Consider the following 18,935-nt stretch of genomic DNA (forward strand, 5'->3'; position numbering starts at 1 on the left):
AAGGAGGGTTTTTGTGGCTAACTTACTCATTGGCGCCGTTGTCGTTTTGTTTATTGTTAAATTCTATTGGTTTATTAAACATAAACGCTATACGTTGACTGAGTTTAGTCAAGCGATGTTTTTACGGCTCTTTTTAACGTTATTTATTGTCTTCATTGGGTTTAGTCTGATCTATTATAGCCTTTTCTTAAACGATTATGTTGTCGTTCATGACACTGTCAATAATCGCACGATTAGCCACTTCGGTGATTACTTATATTTTAGTGGTGTGACATTACTATCTGTTGGTTACGGTGATTTAGTCCCTGTCGGTGTGGCCAAAATTTTCAGCTTACTCGAAGCAAGTCTTGGTTTACTCATACCTTCTGCCTTTTTCTTAACGGCCTGGAATAATTCGAATCAATCGGATCGTGATTCATGAATAGTTTAAAGGAAACGACTAACATACGAGATGAATATGTCCAAATAACCCTTGTTTATTATCATACGTTAAGATATGATAACAGTAATTAAGAAGAAGGTAGGTGAGGAAATATGGTTTTCACGCATCGTGTTGATCAACATAAACGCTTTATCGCTTTTATGATGACTATTTTTGGTATTTTTCATGTGAACGGGACTCGTCTGCCCTTTTTTAATCACTACCTAAAAATACACACGTTGTCGTAAACCATTTACCTTACAAACACTAGGCATCACTTCTCGCGAGCGTTGTTTAGATTTCCACCGGTAATGTTTACCGGTGGTTTTTTGGTTTCTCCAGACAACAATAAGGAGAAAAAACATGAAAAAACCATTGTATCATCAGAATATACCATCGATGTATCGCTATATTTTTTTAGCTCAACTTTTCTTTGACCGGTCATTATGGGTGATATTTTTAACGCAAAAACAGTTTTCCATGACAGACATCGGGATTGTGGAGGCATTATTACACCTTAGTATTGTTATCTTTGAAATCCCTACCGGGATATTATGTGATCGTTTCGGTAGAAAGCGGAGTTTACTCATCGGAAACGGTTTAAGCATCGTCTACGCGATACTTATGTTGGCAACCAATCAGATATTTTTCATTGGCTTAGCACTGATGTCACTCGGATTAGGTATTACCTTTCAATCCGGAGCTGAGGAAGCACTTCTATATGATTCCTTAAAAGAAACAGGCAAAGAAAGTCACTACACGAAAGTGTTTGGCATGTTTTCAATGCTTGGGCTCATCTCACTAAGCGCCGCTCAACTTATCGGCGGTTTTTTGGCTGAGTTTAGCTTCACTTATGTCTATATCGGTATCATGATCGTTCACTTACTCGCCTTTTTACCGCTTCTCGCGATCAAAGAGCCAAAAAAAATAATTCAAACAACAGAAAAAAGTGAGCCTTGGCATTATCAGCTGACAGAAAGTGTGAAAATCTGGCGTCGTTATCACACGATGCATGTGCCAGTGATTGTTTACATGCTGCTGTCAACAGCGACGGTGATCATTATTTTTTATGCGCAAAGTTATTTTAAAGCACTTGGCTATTCAACACCTATGATTGGCTTTATTTTTGCGGTTGAAGGCTTGCTTGGGGCCCTTGTCGTTAAGTATGTCTATTTGATAGAGGCAAAATTTTCGTTCATTAAGATAAACCGACTGATCTACTTCATTTATTTAGCCTTATTTATTGCGTTTATCTACTCGACGCATGGGCTTTTGATCATTAGTTTTCTCTTATTATCCCAAGCTTTCACCGTGCTTCAACCGATTTTTTCAAACTTTATTCAACACAAACTCGAATCAAGTTTCAGAGCGACCTTCTTTTCAATGGTTGGCGCTGTTGAAAGTCTTATGATTATGATTGCTTTTCCACTATTCGGATGGTTTATTGACCGCTTAGGCTTTCACGTTAGTTTCCTTTTACTTTTCATCATCTTAACTGGAACGTTTATCCCGTTACTTTTAGTGAAACAACAAAAATAACCGCTTTTTTAAACACATCCGTCTACTTTCATACCTGATCGAAAGAGCCCCATCACGATTGATGGGGCTCTTGTCATTCATCAGTAAATAAATCCAATTGTTTCATTTCAAGGACGCGGTCCATTGTATCTGGTTCATGGTCTTTAAAGTAAGCAGGATGGAGCCATTTTTCTTTTTGAACCATCTGTTTACCTGGGTGATTGGTCGCGCGGAGTCGACAGCTATAAATGATGGGGAAGTAGTCTTCTAAGAACTTTCCTTCCGCATGCGCGGTTAAGGCAATGAGTTGGAAACCAAGTTGTTCGGCGATGAAAAAGACCGGGCTTAAGACGTGGTCACTCGATGCTTTACCAAACGGATTGTCTAAAATAACCGAACGGTGCCGTTTAGCACTTGGTTCAATATGCTTTTTCTTCTCAGCGACGTAATTCAACAACCCTAAAAAGAGCGTCATATTTTTACTCCACTTTTCTCCGCCAGACCACACATTCGATTCTTCCCACGTATATGTCCGCGTTGTGACCCGGTTATCGTTGGTCACTTTGGCTAAGCGAACTTTCATCGTTTGATCACCAAACACGACCCGCAACAATTGTTTTGTTTCCAGCCAATGACGGATTTTTTTCTTTAACTCACTTGAAGCTTCATCTGCTTCATCTGTCATCGTCGTCGCCACTTTATCTAGAATCCACTCAATATGTTCACGCAGATGTGCTTTACCACTTTGTTCATCCCACTCCGGTAATTTGAACGTAAAGATTTGTTTCCAATGATCATCTACTTTCATTCGTGTCTTTTTCGGAATCTGACTTAATTCTTCTACGACCGTGATAATATGGGTTGCCATCTGGTTAATGAACATTTTCAAGTCTTCATCATACTGGCGCATATGTTCATGCGCATACTTTGAGACGAGTTGGATTTTCGTCAACATATTTTGTTTAAACGTCATCACATCATCATACGTCAGTTTCGTATCAATACCGTTGATCGCCATGTGTTGAAGTTGCACATTCGATACATGTTTTAAACAAAACGAACGGAATGTATTCTTCTCTTGCGCCTGTACATCACGCGTTTGTTCAAGTCGCTCGCGTTGTTTATTTAGTTCATCTGTCAGACGCTTCGCCCATTCAACCGGCTGGTAACCAAAGTCTGTTTGTTCTTTTGGCGTGAGCTTATATTCCTCAATATCAGGACCATTAAAGTGGTGAGCTTCAATAAACCGCTCGAGTAAACTGATTGCCTCATCAAGGACCGCTTTTTCTTTGTCAAGACGCTGACGCGTTTCTATGAGATACGTCTCTCGTTTTAATAAGGCGTGTTTCTCTTCTTCAAGGATCGCTTCATTTAGCTCTTCATCCGATAGATTAAGCGGTGGTTGTTGATACAATTGCTTAAATGCATCGATGTCACTTTCAAGGTGACCGATTGCTTTATTTAAGGCCGCTTCTTGTTGTTTTAACTTTTTACCGACATCGACAAGCGCCTCATCCATTGTTTTTAACTCTTCTTTTAGTTGCTCTAAATACCGGTCCCCGTCAACTGGGAATGTGACCGTTTCATCAAGCGCGTCATAATCTTTTTTCATGTTCTCTATCGCATGTTCACAGCTTGTGCGTTTTTCTTTCGCATGTTTAGCCTTTAGTTCCCACTCATTTCGCGTTGAGTTAAACTGATTGAGCTGAAGTTCAAGATCATAAATAGCCCGTTTAATCACCGCTTCTGAGTCATCGGTATAAATGGCCTCTTCATTTTTTACATTGATAAAGTCCGCACTATTTTCGACCATTTGTTTTGTCGTTTTTAATGCTAACATCCGGTCCCCGAGCTGACGCTTATCCTCGTCCAATCGAGCCTGACTGTCTATTAGCCTCTGGAGACGTTTATCAACCTCGTTTAACTCACTGATGTACGTCTTTAACTCAGCCTTTTTTTCTCTAATAACCTCTTCATAGCTTAACCCTTGGCGGCCTTTAATTAACTTCTGATGAATAAAGGCTAATTTTTTCTCCGCTTGATACACATCAGCTTCTCGCCCAGTTACTTTTCTTAATAGCTGCTCACGCTTTATTTCAATCGTTTTGAGTTGTTGTTTTTGTTGGGAGACTTGTTTTGTTGCTTCTTGTAACTGTTCGGTCACATCTTTAAAAGTGTCAAACGGATAATCTTCAATGAATTGCGTGAACTGACGATAAACAACCTCGGTACGCTCAATGTCACGTTCCTTTTCTTTTCTTCGTTCCGTGAACGTTTTCGCATGACTGGTCAGTTCTGTCTTCCAATCGGTAAAATGCGCCTCATCTAAGTTCTCTTCCCAGTGTGCTGGTTGAATCGCTTCTACTTGTTGATTTTGTTGTAACGCTTCTTCGGTTGAAAGCACAGTGACCGGGAAAATTAACCGGTCCTTCATCTCAACAATTTTGCGCTTCACTTGTTCTTTAAGGGATTGCTGGGTAACAATCACTTCTGGCCAAAGATAGTTAGGCGTAAGAGACGCTCTTTCAGCGTCTTCTAGCCTTGAGATAAATTCTACCCCTGTCTCAATATAGCCAAAACTCACTTTCCATTTCTCCACCGCATCATGTAAGACGGGATCGGCAAAGAAGCGGGTTTGGTGTTGATAAAAGTCAACATACCGGTAACTGAGTCGTTCTTTTTCAATTAAGCGTTCTTTCTCTTCTCTTTGTTGATAAAGGAGATGCGTAAACGTATCATAAATAGACGCTTCTTTTTCATATAGACTACTGAGTCGTTTCCATTCATGACGCGTCGCCGCTAATTGATCGATCACGACCTGCTCTTTTATTTTAATTGTCTCTTTTTTCTCCTGCCAAATCGTTGCTTGTTTAAGTGCCTCAGCGAGCGTGTCTCTTGTTAGTTTTTCTTCTTCTTTTAAGGCTAAATCATCTTTCTTTAATTGACTGAGCGCTGTTTTATTGTCAACGATTGCCTCATCAAGCACGACTTCTTCTTGTTGCCAGTTGGCGACTTCTTCTTTTAAGACCGCATCATTGGGCTGACTTAAGATGTCTTGTTTAATATAGTCAAGGTCTTCTTGGCGCTGACGAATCAGGGTCTCAGCTTCTGTTATATGTTGGTTGAGTGTCTTCTGGTCATTAACTGCACTTCCTTGTTTTTGTTTGAGACGTTCAAGTTCACGTTCAAGCGGTTGGTGTTCGTGAGTTAATCCGGTTAACTTCTTCTCATACTCCTCGAGTAACGTCAGATAACACCCTCTTAACGCACCTTTTCGTTCCGTTAGCCTCTCTTCTAAATCGACTTGTTCATCCGACCGGTCAAGCTGACGGAGTTGGTCATCAATGTACGCCAGTTCTTCATTGATTGTCTTCTTTAACTGTTTGACTCTCGCGTAGTCAAGATTAATCTGCGTCTTTTTTGTCTCTAGATGTTTTGCTTCAAGCGTGGCTTGTTGTCCAAGTAAGGCGTCCACTGTTTCTTTTAGTTGTTTCTGCTCATATTCTTTCCGCTGTATCTCAAGACTCTTTTCTTTCATACTGAGCGTCCGCTGGTCTTGTTTTAAGATATCCATATGCTGATCGTTATCAGTTAAGGCCTTTTCTAACTCTCGGGCATTACCTCTAGCATGTAAGTAGATCCCTTTTGTTTGTTGTTTTGATTCAGTATAAGCTGTTTCTGATTGATGGAGCTGTTCATACACTTTCGTATAGACCGTGAGTGCTTGTTCAATATCTTTTGTTTCTTCGATTGTTTCTTTTAATCGTTTATATTCTTTTAAACCGTCTTGTTGTTTAAAGAAGAGATCACTAAACGCTTCTTTATTGTGCCCTTCAATCGCATCTTCGACGGTGGGAATCAGTAACCGGTCGAACAGTTGGTTGGTCGTTTTACATTCATCAAAAAACGCTTCAACCCCACCTTCGGTGCTATTAATCTTGACTATACTTTCCCATTCACTTCGAATGATGTGGTACTGATCTTCAATGTATTCCCGGAAAGCTTTAATCGTTTGAAATGTCTTTGCGGTGAGTGATTTTTCTTTCATTTGACTATAATAATCGACGATTTCTCCGCGTTCGGTTACACGGGTGCCGTCTTTTGTTTCTTTTGTAAAAGGGATATCTTCGATTCGATTCGGATCATGTTCATCGTACTCATACACGTAGCGCACTGAATCTAGTCCATGTTTAGTCATAAATAACGTCACAGCGGTCACGACGTAGCGTCTCGGTTGGTCATGGTCAATCCACTCAATCGCAATATGTGCAGGGGCTTGGTCTAAAACAAGCGTTTGTTTAATTTTACGATCAGCTAAATCGACGTGTGGGAAGATTGCTTGTAGGGCGGTATGAATAAGCACCGTTTTCCCACCACCATTTTCTAATACAATCGCCCCGTTATGTCCGTCAAACATAAACGTTTCATCATGATAACGCTTGTTCCCTTCTTCGTAAACAACATTGGTTAATCTAATCTTCGAGATCGCTGGCATCGTGATCCTCCTCACTAAATTGATACAGGAAGGCAAAAATCCCTTTGTTGTATTCCACTTCCATAAAGTAACTTTCGACAATCGTTTTTGTTTTCTCGGTGATGGTAAATTCATCTGGACCAACTTCTTTTAAGAGACCTTGGTCGAGTAAAAAACGGGTCGTTGTATCGATAAAGCTTAACCGACTAATCGTGTTACCGGTTTGTTTTTTTGCACTTTCTTTAATGTCGTCCATGTCTTGCCACTTTTCAATAATTAAGCGCCAGTTATAAGAAAACTCTTTTTCTAGTTCAATCAACCGTTCCTCACTGTGGCTCGTCAACAGATCAATCCGTTCTTGAATCAGTTTAATCCACTCATCTGACGGTAAGAAATCGCGCGTAACGGTCGTTGATTGATAGCTATCATAAAAAGCACCCATAAAGATTAGTGAGGCGAAGTAGAGTAAATATAGATCAGCATTGGTCGCATTCGCTTTTAAATAATGGCGCTTTAACCAGTCATTACTAACATGAAACGGTGAGAGCCGGGATTCTGGTATGAGATAAAGCGCATTGCCTGCCGTTATAATGACGCAATCTACTTCACGACTATAAAGATCTAATAAAGACCGAATTGTCTCATCGGCACGGTATACTTTCGTTGCCTCATCATAGACAACCCCGTCTCGTTGCAAACTCATGTAGATATGAAAAGCCTGGATCACTTGTTGTTCACTATAATGCATCAGCTGTTCCCTCCGTTAATTCAAATGTAAAATCTTGAATCGAATAGCGCGTCGTTTTTCTAATAATTTCTGGTCGCTCTGTCAATGATAACGTCTGATTTTTAAGCAGATAAATCGCACTGGTCAGCACTGTTTGCCGATCATCCTCAAGGTCACTATTAGCAACCGGTGAGCGCTGGTGCAAGATTAAAAAGAAATGATAAAACGCTTTTGATTGATACAAATTGACATTGCGTTTATTTTGGTCATCGATATAGTCTGATAATGTCGTCACCTGCCGAGTTGTCATCGCTTCAAGCAAATCTTGCATCAGTGCTTCATAGTAAGCACTTGTTTTTTGTAAGTAAGGATCATCCTTAAAGTCGACTATTTTATACGTATCAACGTCTGTTGGGGCGTCTTTTTGTTCAATAATGGCTTGTTCAGCCATGAAGGTTAGCGGTGAAAACCGAGAGTTCGTTTCAACCTGTAAAAACGGGGCGAATACCCCGGTCATCGCTTCAAGTGGTAACGGTTCAGAAAAGATTTTAGCATTAATATCGGTATCAAAGTTAAACACATCGACCCCGGTATAATAAATTGATTCCTGCGCCTTCACTAACGTTGTGTTTTTAAGTTCCCACGTTTGATTTAACAAGCCCGTATGCGTATAGTGCACCGATTCTAATTCACTGGCAATCTTAATGATCAACCCATATGACTCATGTTCTTTAATATGTAAATCTTTCGCATAGAGGCGATTTTTTGTTTCTAGGACAAATTGGCGTAACGTTTGAAACTCTTCTTCTTCGCGCTCAAGCCGAAGATAAATATCATCCAGCAATTGTTTATAACGTTCAAACGTTTCTTCTGAAATAATGCTGCGACTAATTTCATGTTTTAATTGATCGAGCCGGGTATCGAGTGACTCGACATCAATCCGCATTTCATTGATTTGGCGAAGCGCACCCTTATATTCGCCTTTTTCAAGTTGTTTTCGCAACATCAACTGATTAATCGATAATTGAAACTCACTATAAAACTCTTTTGTCGCAAAGATCAGTTCTAGACCATCTTCATCTAATGTGTAATATTGGCGTTGTTGTTCCCGGTCAAAGTGATCACTCTTTAAGATCGAATAAGTGAGTGCCGTGTCGGTTTTCGTCTCCCAGTCAAAGGCCGTATATTGACGCTTCACACCGGTTTGAGGCCGGAAGGTCTCAATGATGACTTGAACGAGTCGACTAAGCTGACGGTCATCGATGCGGTAGGTGGTGTTTGTCATCTCTTTTAAAAAGTCAGCGACATCTTCACGTGATGTTTTATAATGGCGCAGTAATTTTTGTTCAAAGAAAAACAGTAACGTCAATAAACCGAGCCCTTTCATATCAATCGGCTGATTATCTTGATCGCGTTCGCGTTTACGGTCTAAGTCATATAACGGATCAAATAATGCTAACCGGCGCAGGCGTTCTTTATATCCGGATGTGACATCGGTTAAGTTAATAAACCCCATCGTGATTCCCTCCAAATCGTTTGTAGTTCCTCTGTCGTTAAGATTTCCTGCGGGTAGTAGTACCCGCTGTTTAGGGTAGACGCAATCTGGTGCTGACTTGTTTCATCAAAGACTCGTAGAAAGTCAGCCAGTGCTTGTTCACGCACTTGGTGATGCGTTTTTCCTTTGGCCCATGTTTTTGTTAAGCACGCTTGATAGAACGGCACGGCAAGCGTCATGTCTCTTTTTTGATTCAGTAAGTGCCAAATATAAATGCCTTCTCGGTCAATATCACCAAAGTAATAAAACTGATGCTTACCACTGACAGGAAACTGATCATCAAAGAGGCTAATGCTTGATAGAATCGCTTTTCCTTGGCCATAAATAAGTGTTGAGAAGTTTGTCTTGACTAAGGCTGGTAGTAAACTATGAAAAGTCGCTTTATTTTCAACAATTAAATGCCGGTGAACGGACGTATGTAATTGATGTGGATTGATGGCCATACTAAGCGGATCCGCCACTGAACGAATATTAAACTGATCATATAAACGAATCCTTTTCAGTAATTCTCGTCCGCCTTGTTCATCGAGCCATTTTTCATCGTGCATGAGTAAAAAGCTCACTTCAGGAGACGATTGTTCACTCTCAGGGAAACCATGTGTTTGAAGATACTGATCAATTTTGATTAAAGCTACTAAATCCTGTTCAAACGCCTGGTTTGATTTAGTATAGTAATCATCTAAGTTAATCGCTGGGTGAAATATGCGGCGATAGTGCTGCAACGTATCAATCACTGTGTCATTCAGCCGTTGTCGGTTAAGGCGGTAACCGAGGGCAAGTGATAACTGCCGGCCGGTGCGGCCTTTTGATTTAATCGGAAGCAACACCTCACGTGACTCTAACTCTAGGACCGTCTTACTGAACGATTCGTACGAATCGACAAAAGGTGTCAGTAACGTTTCCAATGTCCCTAACGATAGTATCTGTTTTTTATATGATTTAAGCACGTCAAAAACTTGTTTCATTTTGTTCACCTATCTTTGTCTTGTTTCTTCTATTGTACAAGAAATTGCGCCAGAGAACATCATCTACCGCGTAATTCATTCACATCCTAACAAATAATAACTGTTATCCTTCGCGTTTAGTTAACTTAAACTTAAAATACAAAAACAAACATTCAAGGTAGCATCAAAACCTACTTGAATGTTTGTTTAAGAAATAATATGAACATGTTTCTGAGAAAGCGTGACTATACACCCTCTTAAAACCAAGATTATCCGTTACTCTTCTTCCAAGATACGCTTAAATTCATTTGCTTCAATACTTCTTATATCTTGAATATACAGTTGCTTATTGACTAAGCCAGGATTCGTTTGAATAAGCAAAAAGTTATCCTCATACTCAAGCAACGTATATTGACTGATTTTAAGCGGACCTTCCTCTGAAAAATAGGTTTAAAAAGACTCAACGTCACTTTCTGATATAGAAGCATTTGGAGCGATTAAGCTAGATAAGTCTTCACTAATCAACATCTGTTCCGATAGATCTACACTTGTTTTCGGCTTGTTGTCAATATACAAAAACCAACCCCACTAACCTAGTAACAACAAAGTATAAATCACCGTCATAGTCGTTATCTTTTTCATAAACCTCTCCCTTCCTCTAGAAAGGATAGTCATATACTCCGATGATAATTAATTGACAGTAACTCCAAACGGAGACACATTAAGGTCCAGATACTCAATCCCGTGCTCTAGCCAGGCTGCTTTTACTTGTTTAACAGTCGCTTTATCACTGACAAAGCCGATGCCACAATCGCCCCCACCAGCGCCTGACGTTTTAAAAGCACCTGATTTTGCGCTATCAATTAATCTTGTGAGTGTCTCTGTTTCAATCGGCACATCGATTTTTTCTTGGAGCCCTCTAAGCAGTTGACGATTGGCGCGAATGCCTGCGAGTACACCGGTTTGACTGTTGTCTTTAAAGCTTTCGTGTAAAGTTTCTACAATCGTATCCGTCTCAGTTAAAAACGCTTGATAAGACGTGCGATCGGTTTCTTTTAATTGTTGGAAGCGTTCGATGAACGGTTTCGTTTGTGCTTCTTCCTTTGTCCAACCGACCATAAAATAAAGACTCGTTGGAACAGTCAGTTGCTCAATTTGAAGGTGTGGCCAGTCCATCTGGACAAGGTCTTTAACTGGGATGTTGTTAGATAACGCCTGGGTTAAAAAGCCGAAATCGAAACTACGGTAATAGACAAGTCCCCCGTAGACACTTGCCGCAATATCGGCACATGACCCATTGCCTTGCGCTTTAAAGTGAGCAATGCTTGCGAGCTTAAAAACCGTTAACTTATCGACGGCTTGTTTATCGCCGCACTGAAGCAGTGCTTCAGTTAGCGCGACCACAAAAGCGGCACTTGAACCGAGTCCATATTTCTTGCCATCGTCATGGTCAAGGTCACTCGTCACAAAAATATGGGCCGGTGTATCAGCGCCCTTATATTGATAGATCGTTTTCATCACCGATGCAAAGAAATGCAGACGGTCATCGTGGACGGATAACTTAAACTTATCATCATCAAATCGCCAATGAATATCGGTGAGTCCAAGTTGTGGTAAATCAATCCGCTTTAAATGACTCGACTGAATATCAACTGATAAATAGCGGTCAATCGCAGCCACAATGCTTGGTTGATTTGGTGCAGTAATCGCATATTCACCTGCGATGAACAATTTCCCTGGTGCTTGAATAGTATAACGATGTGCGTTCATAAACGCTGCCCCCTTATTAATCGATATAACTTATACCTGGTCCAACACGACATGGATAAATATCTTTCACCACATCGAGTGATCTAAGTTTTTTCTCTATCTCTTTTTCTGTTTTAGGTGTGGTGATGACTTTAACATTTGGTCCAGCATCGATTGTGAAGTAACACTCTAAACCTTTTTCACGCATCGCTTGGACTGCTTCCATCACTTTTAACGTGGCACTTTGCCAGTAAAGAAACGGTGGGTTGGCCCCGAGTGTTGTCGCATGCATCTTCAGTGCATTGTATTCTAAAATTTCACCCATACGGGTAAAGTCTTGATTAATAATGGCGTCTTTTATATTGGTAAGGTCTTCACCTACTGTATCAAGCCATCCTTGGTAAAATGGTGAGGTTTCAACGGTGCGTTTCATGCCTTCACGACTAAGGATTTTCTTTTGTTCGGTCGAGACTTCCACCGATAAGACCGAGACGTCAAACGTGCCTTCTGGTAAGATTTGTTTCGCATAAGAATCAAGACCGTCTTCTCTCTCGCCCATCTGCCACTCAACAAAACCACCGTAAACTGACCGACTAGCAGAACCAGATCCTTGCCGGGCAAGAATCGATAACTCTTCTAATGTTGCCTCCGCTCCGGCCGCTTTTACGGCCGCTGCCGCTAGTGCGCTAAACCCACTGGCAGATGAGGCAAAGCCGGCGGCTGTAGGGACGTGATTAGTCGACTCTACCCGAGAGAAACGCGTCTCACCAGTAAAGCTTCTGACTTTATCTAAAAATCGGCTAATCTTAATACGTTCTGTTTCACTGACCGGTTGATTATTCAAGGTGAACGTATCTTGGTCTAACACGTCATCAAATTCTACTGAGGTATCGGTATAGAACTGATCAAGGGTGATCGATAAACTACTATTCGTTGGTAAAAACAGTGTCTCATCACGCTTTCCCCAATATTTAATAAGAGCGATATTCGTGTGTGCACGTGCTGTTTTTTTCATCTGTTTTCACCCCGTTCGTTAGTTGAATATACCATGTTTCTTTCGCGCCAGCCTTTAGTAACGCTTGTTCGACCGCTAACGCTTGTTCTGTCGATGCCGTTAAGGCAATCATACACCCACCTCGGCCACCACCGGTTAGTTTCGCGCCAACAGCCCCGTTACTGAGACTAATATCGACGTAACGGTCTAATCCTTCATCACTCACGCCGAGGGCTTTTAACTTCTCATGCGAGGTCGTAAGGACGTGACCGAGGGCTTTTAAGTCCCCCGTTTTAAGTAATGTACGAGCATTTTCTGTTAGTTTTTCAAGGTCTTCTAACAGTTGATTCGTCACTTCCGGTTCACTTTGTCTGCGCGCGTTAACGGCACTTACCGCCGCATGGGTATCGCCAATCCGTCCGGTATCAGCAACAATAATATTTAAGGGCTCTTTTACCTCAATCGATTCTACCGCCTGACCTTTAATAAACCAAACCGGTTCATCACTAATCACGGCCTCTCGGTCAATCCCACTCGGCGTACCATGCGCGTAGGTTTCGGATACGTCAACGAGTTCGCGTAAGACAGATAAAGATAACTCTTTTTTAAAGTAGTCAAAAATCCCACGTGCTAAACTTGCTGCAATCGATGCACTCGACCCGAGTCCACGGCCAATTGGAATCGTTGACGTTAACGTTAGTTTAAAATCTTTCACTGGTTGTTGATTGATGTAACACGCTTTTTCAATCACGTGTCTCAGTCCTTGTAATTTATCAGGTAACTGTGCTAATTTGCCGTTATAAAAATGGCTTGCTAACGTCACGGCGCCATTTGAGGGTTCTACCTTCACTTCACTAAAGACTGCTTCAAACGGTAGCGCAATGGCAGGCTTCTGGTAGACGACGCTATGTTCACCAATAAGAATCAATTTACTATGTGCTAAGCCTACACCGAGGCGTTGTTTGTTTGTGACCATATTTGTCTCCTTTTTTCTTTGATGTATATCTTAAAATAAACTGATCAGCCACGGGGCAGCATACAGCACCATAAATTGAACGCCGTAATTCATACCGAGGCGATGAAAGTAGCCCGCCACAATCGCGACAAGACCAACACCAAAGACGTTGAGTAAGCCCCCGTCCATAAAGCTAAGTAGCACGACGAGTCCAATAAAGAGCGCAAGCAGGGCTTCATGTGGGACATATTTAAACACGACATAACAGATGGTTTCAGCATATTTGATGATAATAAAATACGTAATCACAATCGCCACTGTTGCCCCAATTAATGTTGCGATGACAAACTCAGGCATCGATAAGGCGTGATGCATGTTGTATGTTTCGTTAAAGACAGGCGGGGCATTAAATAAAGCCCCGCCTGGTCCAATCGCTACTGGTGAGAGCGGGATCCCTAAGGCAATCAGTGGAATTAAAGTCCCCGCAATATAAGCAGCATTTGTTAGAGCATCCATACTACTGATCGCAAGGCTCGCCTTTCTGATAGGATCTTTTACCCGACTCGAGATGACTTCCCCTAAGAGTATCGTAATCCCGACCGGACTTAAAATGAATAATAATGAACCAAGCACACTCGATAACGTACTCCAGGTTAATTCTTCTTTCGACAGAATTTTAAATGGGTTCAATGTTTCGATATGTTGTTGGTAACGTAGTTTCACTTCTTTTGTTTGATACTTTTTTATAGTTGTGCGCTTATCCGTATTAAACAATTCAAATAAGGTAAGTAAAACTGGCCCAATCGTGATTCCTAAGAAAAACGAGGTGAAGACCGTTTGGCTTTCTGGCACGACCCCAGTCGCCCAGTACAGTTCTCTTAACCCTTGGATCAAAAGTGCGAATGGTAAAATTGCTAGTAAACTAACGAAGCGTTCTTTTGACATCAGTGCTAAAAAAATCGCCCCAAAGAAAAAGAGTGGGTTCGCATATGTCTTCACGACATCGGCAAATGGCAACAATTGTTGCGCTAACAGTAAACTTAGTGGCACACTAATGAGCGTCCCGATAACTGAGCCTGAGGCCATTTTACGAATCGCTAAATCAGCGCGGTTATGTTTTTTTAACACCAGCGCATGTTCGACCATCGGTGCCGCCATCACCCCGCCTGGAATACCCGCAACAGCAACTGGTATCGAGTCGGTGAGTTTTTTAGCGACAATGGCGCTAATAAAAAACGTTAAAATAATAATTGGCTCTAAGCCGGTAAGAACTAAAACGAGTGTCACCGGGGCTAGTACCGCTGTTTCATCTGTCCCCGGGGCAATACCAATCACTGTATAGATCAGTGTCCCAGCAACGGCGGCAATAATGAGTTGAACAATCAGTAACGGGTCCATTTACTTTTCCCCCTTACTTTTGATTAACGTGACGGTTCGTTTTGGTTTGATTAAAAAGATACTTAAACTAAAACCTAACAGTGCACCCACTAAGCCGAAAATCAGCGGAAAAGGCGCTTGGTCTGGAGCTAGTGCATAAAGTGTCATAGTCAGTGTGACCGTTATCATGATCGCTAGCACTAAATCACGGATATCAATCACATCTTCCCATACTTCAATCAGCTCTTTTGATGATTCTGTTAGTAATGTTATATCATTCTGTTTATTTGTGGTCATAATAAAATCCTTCCTAAAAAAGACTCACACTGTTGTAAATTATAAGTGAATGTGACAACCGATTCAATATATCCCGCGATATTTCCTTTATTTAATACTCTCATCATACGAAATTTCTTGTTAAAATGATAGGCTTTTGTTTCCATTTAGCAACGACACCCCCTGAATTCAGACGACAAAAAAGAAGCGTTAATCATTTTTACCTTAAGAGGTAGAAACACATTAACGCTACTTGATTATTGTACTGATCGAAACTTTTCTGTTTTTGCTTGATGTTTTAACTCCGCGAGATATTCGGTCAAATCATAGATATTAGTGAAGCTGTGATCACGATTATTCACAACGACACAGGTAATGGTCATTAGCGGGAACGTTTTCCTGTCTCCGCATCTATCTTGACCAATCAGACAACCGTTCATTTGATCTATGTCAGAATAGAACAACTCAGCTTGGTCTTTAAACTGTTGCTTGAGTGTATGAAAATATGATGCTGTCACCGCATCATCTAGTGCAACGACAAAATCATCTCCACCAACATGACCTATAAACTGATGAGGAAAGGTCTTTTTTAGTAAGGTAGAAAGAAACCGAATAACCCGGTCACCGTTTTCAAAACCGTAGCAATCATTGAAGGCTTTAAAGTGATCAATATCGATATAAGCGACACTTGCCGCTTGAGGATTTAGTACAAACTGTTCTAATTGTTGTTCCGCAATTAAATTCCCCGGTAGCCCTGAGAGCGGGTTTTGGTGTTTAGCTGAGGTGATTTCAATTTCCATTGACTTTTGGAGTAAGTCTTTAATCGTGACTGTACCGATAAAGTCATCAGCTTTTGTGACGACGATAAAATCATACAGCTGGTGATTCGGCCTTGCCATCGCAACCGCTGACACTTCACTGATGGATAAGTTACTATCCACTCTAAGAAAACTTCGGTCCATGACCTCACTGATTGACTTATTTTGATAGAGCGTATAGCCATACATACTGCTTAATTTCACCCCGAGCTTCTCAGGAGTCACGATCCCGACAGGTACATTCCCTTCAACGACAGATAACCCAACATGATTAGGATGCGCCGCAAAGAACGCTTGGATCACGGCTACTTTTTCATGTGGGGAGACAGTATCCGTCAGTGAACAAATATGTTCAATTTGCATGTGCGGGAGGGCTGATGGGTTAAGGACATGCTTTTTCTGATTGGATTCGATGATTTTAGTTACCAACCTTTCCTCAATATCAAGAATCGCTTCTGCTGGCCTTTGAATAAGGTACCCTTGGCCGTAATGTACACCTAAATCGATTAAAGCTTCTAGTTCACCAATTGTTTCAATACCTTCGGCAATTAAAGCGATATTTGTTATCTTTGTGACTTCTACCATGCCTTTCACGATGGCATACTTAATATTGTCTTGATCAATCCCTCTGATGAGTTGTTTATCTAACTTAATGAGGGATGCATTGGAGTCAAGCAGGCGCATTAGGTATGGTAAAGCTTCTTCAAGCCCGCGCGAATAAGACGTTAAGAAGCATGTATTTAAACCACTCAGCGCTTAGTCAGTATAAACAAAAAGACATGAAGAAAAGTGTCCGTATGTCCTATCACTTATCACAGAAAACACGTCCATCTGTCGGTGCTAAACAAGGTGGTATACCAATCAACGGCGCAAATTCAAGCGCGATTGGACAACTGGTTAAGAGCCTCTCTCTTAGCTAAACCTACCGTTCCCCTTATGTAAGGTTTTCGGGTTGTGAAAACCTTACGTAAGGGGAATGGCCAGCAAACGTCAGTGCGGTAGCAAAAAACACTGAACTCGGAAAAAAACGCGCACTCAAATCTTTATTTGACAATCTTATCGAGAACAACTTGACACAAACTTTCAAACATGTATAATTTTAAGTCTTCCTCAAACTGAATTAAATCGGTTGTTCCCCTTAACATTTCAATAATATCTGATATAATTTGTCTCATGAGAGAGTGCCTCTTTTCTAATGTGTATTGGTGTATACATTGATATTACGGCACTCTCTCTATTTTTGTCTACTAAAACAGGAACCCTCGAGAACTATTTTACACTTACTTCGCTGCATTGATTGCGTATGTTCTGCTGAAATTCTTACATACACACGGAAGCAAAGGAACCTGCTCTAAGCTCCTGTCCTTCACAGGCTTAGAGTAGGTTCCTTTGTGATGCCTTGCCGATAGAATGGTGCTTAGAAATCAGGAAATTATCGAAATGTCAACAGAAACTCGCGACTGGAAACCTGTATAATTATAGTTAATATACAAGTGTGATACAATTAGATTGCATTTGTTAAACAAAGGTTAAACCCTTTTGTAAAAATAGTTTGCAACCTTAATCCTCAAAAATAATTGGTCGATATGAACCATCATAAGGATTGAATATAAATCGTACTATTTCCTCATCATTCTTCGCATGTATTATATAGTGCCTTTGTTCATTCGGACCTTCAATTCTGGTATCAGGAAACCTATTATCTTCATTGGTTATGATTTGAACATTCTCCTCTTTTTCAACTAATTCTTTTGCTTCTGTATAGGTGAAATCAGGTAAAGTAAAAAAGAAAAGTGTAGGAATTAGTAACACAATAATAGTAGTTATAAATAAATTTGTTCGTTTTGAGTCTATTTTTACATTCTTGAAATTGAAGAGGTTATAGAGTGCTAGAAATAACGTTATAATGAGAGCCAAAAGGTAGCCGGTGTTGTTATTGACGTTTTCATAATCATTACCAACACTAAATAACAAAACCATTTCTAGGAAAGTAATAATAGCAAGAATAAAAAATATTTTTTTCACATCTATCTCCCTCCAAATTAGAAAATGTGGTATGTCAACACAAAACTGCACAAAACCTTTAGATGCTTTTCAACAAGAGGTTATACAGTGAGAGGCCACTTAGGTTTATCTTCTTTAGGTGGCACTTGATCTCGCGCATTAAAGTGCGTAGAATCAATCGCCACAGTGTTATCAACGATAAAACCTTCTTGAATGGCAGCTAGAACAATAAGCTCTTGAATCTCTTCAAGACAATGAGAATCACTCAGCTTGGTTATTAAGCGTGAATACGAAGCCTCGGATGGATATGATCAGACACAAGAAATCCACAGTTAATCTTGAAAGCTATATCTTCATTTAGGCGTTTGACCAGGTCTTTAATTGTAGGAATACGCTCAACATATCTTATAAAAACAGAAATAATCATAGCAACGTAGTTAAGCTCCTCCTCCGGAGCTCCAAGACGTGATTTTTTACTTACCTCATGGTAAATGTGATCAATATCAATGACCGAAATAATAGCGTCATATCGTTGGGTAGGTTCCATTGCATATAATTCATTAATGCTAAATAAACTCTCTTGTCGTATAATAGGCATAGGGAGTTCTCCTCCAGTCTTTTGGTTTAGTTTGGTTACTTACCATTATACAAGACTTGAGGAGGTACTTCCTTTTTTATGCTTCAAAACCATTGGGCCGCAAGGCCTCAGAATTATGAAATTCATTCACTAGTATAAATTAAGAAACAAAATCAGTGTTTGTCTTTAATATTAAACCTTAGTCATAATCATTTTCGTGTGACTGCTAAGTTTTATTCGACCGTGAAATCCGGTAACTCCTTCATAAAATCTTTTTCAATAGCTTAATTGGGATAGCGCCCATCATGGTATTGCGGTTCGACAACGACTGCACTGAAACCCTGAATGTTTTGTTTTTCAGCTTGAGTCTCTACTTGTGCATGAATATGTGAACTACCCACCACTTACCACCCTTACGGGTTGCTTGAAGTGGGGGCTTCTTGGGTAATCGCCACTTTTGGTAGCTGACGAAATTGACCAAGCTAACCCTCTTGTTCCAAGAGTTTATATTTTTATTAGGCACTTACTAATAAGCGAATGCCTTCC

Annotated in this window: 15 protein-coding genes and 1 pseudogene; 3 read left to right on the forward strand and 13 right to left on the reverse strand. The window is 40.6% G+C overall.

The annotated features are described in order from the left end of the window. Positions 1-13 precede the first annotated feature (13 nt). The gene (locus tag BM098_RS08760) at positions 14-421 is read left to right on the forward strand and encodes a potassium channel family protein (RefSeq protein WP_089832483.1); all 408 of its coding nucleotides are present in this window, start codon (positions 14-16) and stop codon (positions 419-421) included. A gap of 363 nt (positions 422-784) precedes the next feature. Beyond that, entirely contained in the window at positions 785-1,960 is a 1,176-nt protein-coding gene (locus tag BM098_RS08765) for an MFS transporter (RefSeq protein ID WP_089832485.1), read from the forward strand. A 73-nt stretch (positions 1,961-2,033) separates the two neighbouring features. Here the strand turns inward: BM098_RS08765 and BM098_RS08770 are convergent, their stop codons facing one another. The 11 genes from BM098_RS08770 to BM098_RS08815 form a co-directional block, all read right to left on the reverse strand. Further along, positions 2,034-6,434 (reverse strand): coiled-coil domain-containing protein, encoded by a 4,401-nt coding sequence (locus BM098_RS08770; protein ID WP_089832487.1) that lies wholly within the window; start codon positions 6,432-6,434, stop codon positions 2,034-2,036. Next, the gene (locus tag BM098_RS08775) at positions 6,412-7,161 is read right to left on the reverse strand and encodes a DUF6063 family protein (RefSeq protein WP_089832489.1); all 750 of its coding nucleotides are present in this window, start codon (positions 7,159-7,161) and stop codon (positions 6,412-6,414) included. Before BM098_RS08775 ends, BM098_RS08770 begins: the two co-directional genes overlap by 23 nt. Next, positions 7,151-8,656: a replicative DNA helicase gene (locus BM098_RS08780; RefSeq protein ID WP_089832491.1), complete on the reverse strand. Its 1,506-nt coding sequence runs from the start codon at positions 8,654-8,656 to the stop codon at positions 7,151-7,153. Before BM098_RS08780 ends, BM098_RS08775 begins: the two co-directional genes overlap by 11 nt. Further along, entirely contained in the window at positions 8,638-9,660 is a 1,023-nt protein-coding gene (locus tag BM098_RS08785; protein WP_089832493.1) for a Wadjet anti-phage system protein JetD domain-containing protein, read from the reverse strand. The genes BM098_RS08780 and BM098_RS08785 overlap by 19 nt, the downstream gene beginning before the upstream one ends. A 429-nt stretch (positions 9,661-10,089) precedes the next feature. Then, positions 10,090-10,215 (reverse strand): hypothetical protein, encoded by a 126-nt coding sequence (locus tag BM098_RS13860; protein ID WP_261766439.1) that lies wholly within the window; start codon positions 10,213-10,215, stop codon positions 10,090-10,092. A gap of 114 nt (positions 10,216-10,329) precedes the next feature. Further along, the gene (locus tag BM098_RS08790) at positions 10,330-11,409 is read right to left on the reverse strand and encodes a phosphomevalonate kinase (protein ID WP_089832495.1); all 1,080 of its coding nucleotides are present in this window, start codon (positions 11,407-11,409) and stop codon (positions 10,330-10,332) included. Positions 11,410-11,425: 16 nt separating this feature from the next. Further along, the gene (mvaD, locus tag BM098_RS08795) at positions 11,426-12,403 is read right to left on the reverse strand and encodes a diphosphomevalonate decarboxylase (RefSeq protein ID WP_089832496.1); all 978 of its coding nucleotides are present in this window, start codon (positions 12,401-12,403) and stop codon (positions 11,426-11,428) included. Then, positions 12,360-13,358 (reverse strand): mevalonate kinase, encoded by a 999-nt coding sequence (gene mvk / locus BM098_RS08800; protein WP_089832499.1) that lies wholly within the window; start codon positions 13,356-13,358, stop codon positions 12,360-12,362. Before mvk ends, mvaD begins: the two co-directional genes overlap by 44 nt. 30 nt (positions 13,359-13,388) lie before the next feature. Then, positions 13,389-14,735, reverse strand: a complete 1,347-nt coding sequence (locus tag BM098_RS08805; protein ID WP_089832501.1) for a tripartite tricarboxylate transporter permease — start codon at positions 14,733-14,735, stop codon at positions 13,389-13,391. Then, positions 14,736-15,011 carry a hypothetical protein gene (locus BM098_RS08810; RefSeq protein ID WP_089832503.1) on the reverse strand — a complete coding sequence of 92 codons (276 nt, stop codon included), beginning with the start codon at positions 15,009-15,011 and terminating at the stop codon, positions 14,736-14,738. A 236-nt stretch (positions 15,012-15,247) separates the two neighbouring features. Next, the gene (locus BM098_RS08815; protein WP_089832505.1) at positions 15,248-16,492 is read right to left on the reverse strand and encodes a GGDEF domain-containing protein; all 1,245 of its coding nucleotides are present in this window, start codon (positions 16,490-16,492) and stop codon (positions 15,248-15,250) included. On the opposite strand from BM098_RS08815, the gene BM098_RS08820 reads away from it, so the two are divergent. Further along, on the forward strand, positions 16,468-16,728 hold the full coding sequence (locus BM098_RS08820; protein WP_143423395.1) for a hypothetical protein: 261 nt from the start codon (positions 16,468-16,470) through the stop codon (positions 16,726-16,728). The two genes, BM098_RS08815 and BM098_RS08820, sit on opposite strands and share 25 nt — an antisense overlap. 640 nt (positions 16,729-17,368) lie before the next feature. Here the strand turns inward: BM098_RS08820 and BM098_RS08825 are convergent. Both BM098_RS08825 and BM098_RS08830 read right to left on the reverse strand, forming a co-directional pair. Then, complete coding sequence (locus tag BM098_RS08825; protein ID WP_089832509.1) at positions 17,369-17,833, reverse strand: DMT family transporter; 465 nt, start codon at positions 17,831-17,833, stop codon at positions 17,369-17,371. 101 nt (positions 17,834-17,934) lie between these two features. Continuing rightward, positions 17,935-18,410: pseudogene (locus BM098_RS08830) on the reverse strand (transposase); the annotation flags it as partial. Positions 18,411-18,935 lie beyond the last annotated feature (525 nt).

This window comes from Halolactibacillus halophilus (assembly GCF_900115605.1).
Taxonomy (GTDB): Bacteria; Bacillota; Bacilli; order Bacillales; family Amphibacillaceae; genus Halolactibacillus; species Halolactibacillus halophilus.

Bases quoted from the DNA above. Each gene is read 5' to 3' on its own strand.
- BM098_RS08810 (WP_089832503.1), bottom strand. From the start codon at position 15,011: ATGACCACAAATAAACAGAATGATATAACATTACTAACAGAATCATCA.
- BM098_RS08805 (WP_089832501.1), bottom strand. From the start codon at position 14,735: ATGGACCCGTTACTGATTGTTCAACTCATTATTGCCGCCGTTGCTGGG.
- BM098_RS08820 (WP_143423395.1), top strand. From the start codon at position 16,468: ATGCATTGGAGTCAAGCAGGCGCATTAGGTATGGTAAAGCTTCTTCAA.
- mvk (WP_089832499.1), bottom strand. From the start codon at position 13,358: ATGGTCACAAACAAACAACGCCTCGGTGTAGGCTTAGCACATAGTAAA.
- mvaD (WP_089832496.1), bottom strand. From the start codon at position 12,403: ATGAAAAAAACAGCACGTGCACACACGAATATCGCTCTTATTAAATAT.
- BM098_RS08785 (WP_089832493.1), bottom strand. From the start codon at position 9,660: ATGAAACAAGTTTTTGACGTGCTTAAATCATATAAAAAACAGATACTA.
- BM098_RS08775 (WP_089832489.1), bottom strand. From the start codon at position 7,161: ATGCATTATAGTGAACAACAAGTGATCCAGGCTTTTCATATCTACATG.
- BM098_RS08765 (WP_089832485.1), top strand. From the start codon at position 785: ATGAAAAAACCATTGTATCATCAGAATATACCATCGATGTATCGCTAT.
- BM098_RS08770 (WP_089832487.1), bottom strand. From the start codon at position 6,434: ATGCCAGCGATCTCGAAGATTAGATTAACCAATGTTGTTTACGAAGAA.
- BM098_RS08815 (WP_089832505.1), bottom strand. From the start codon at position 16,492: ATGCGCCTGCTTGACTCCAATGCATCCCTCATTAAGTTAGATAAACAA.
- BM098_RS08790 (WP_089832495.1), bottom strand. From the start codon at position 11,409: ATGAACGCACATCGTTATACTATTCAAGCACCAGGGAAATTGTTCATC.
- BM098_RS08780 (WP_089832491.1), bottom strand. From the start codon at position 8,656: ATGGGGTTTATTAACTTAACCGATGTCACATCCGGATATAAAGAACGC.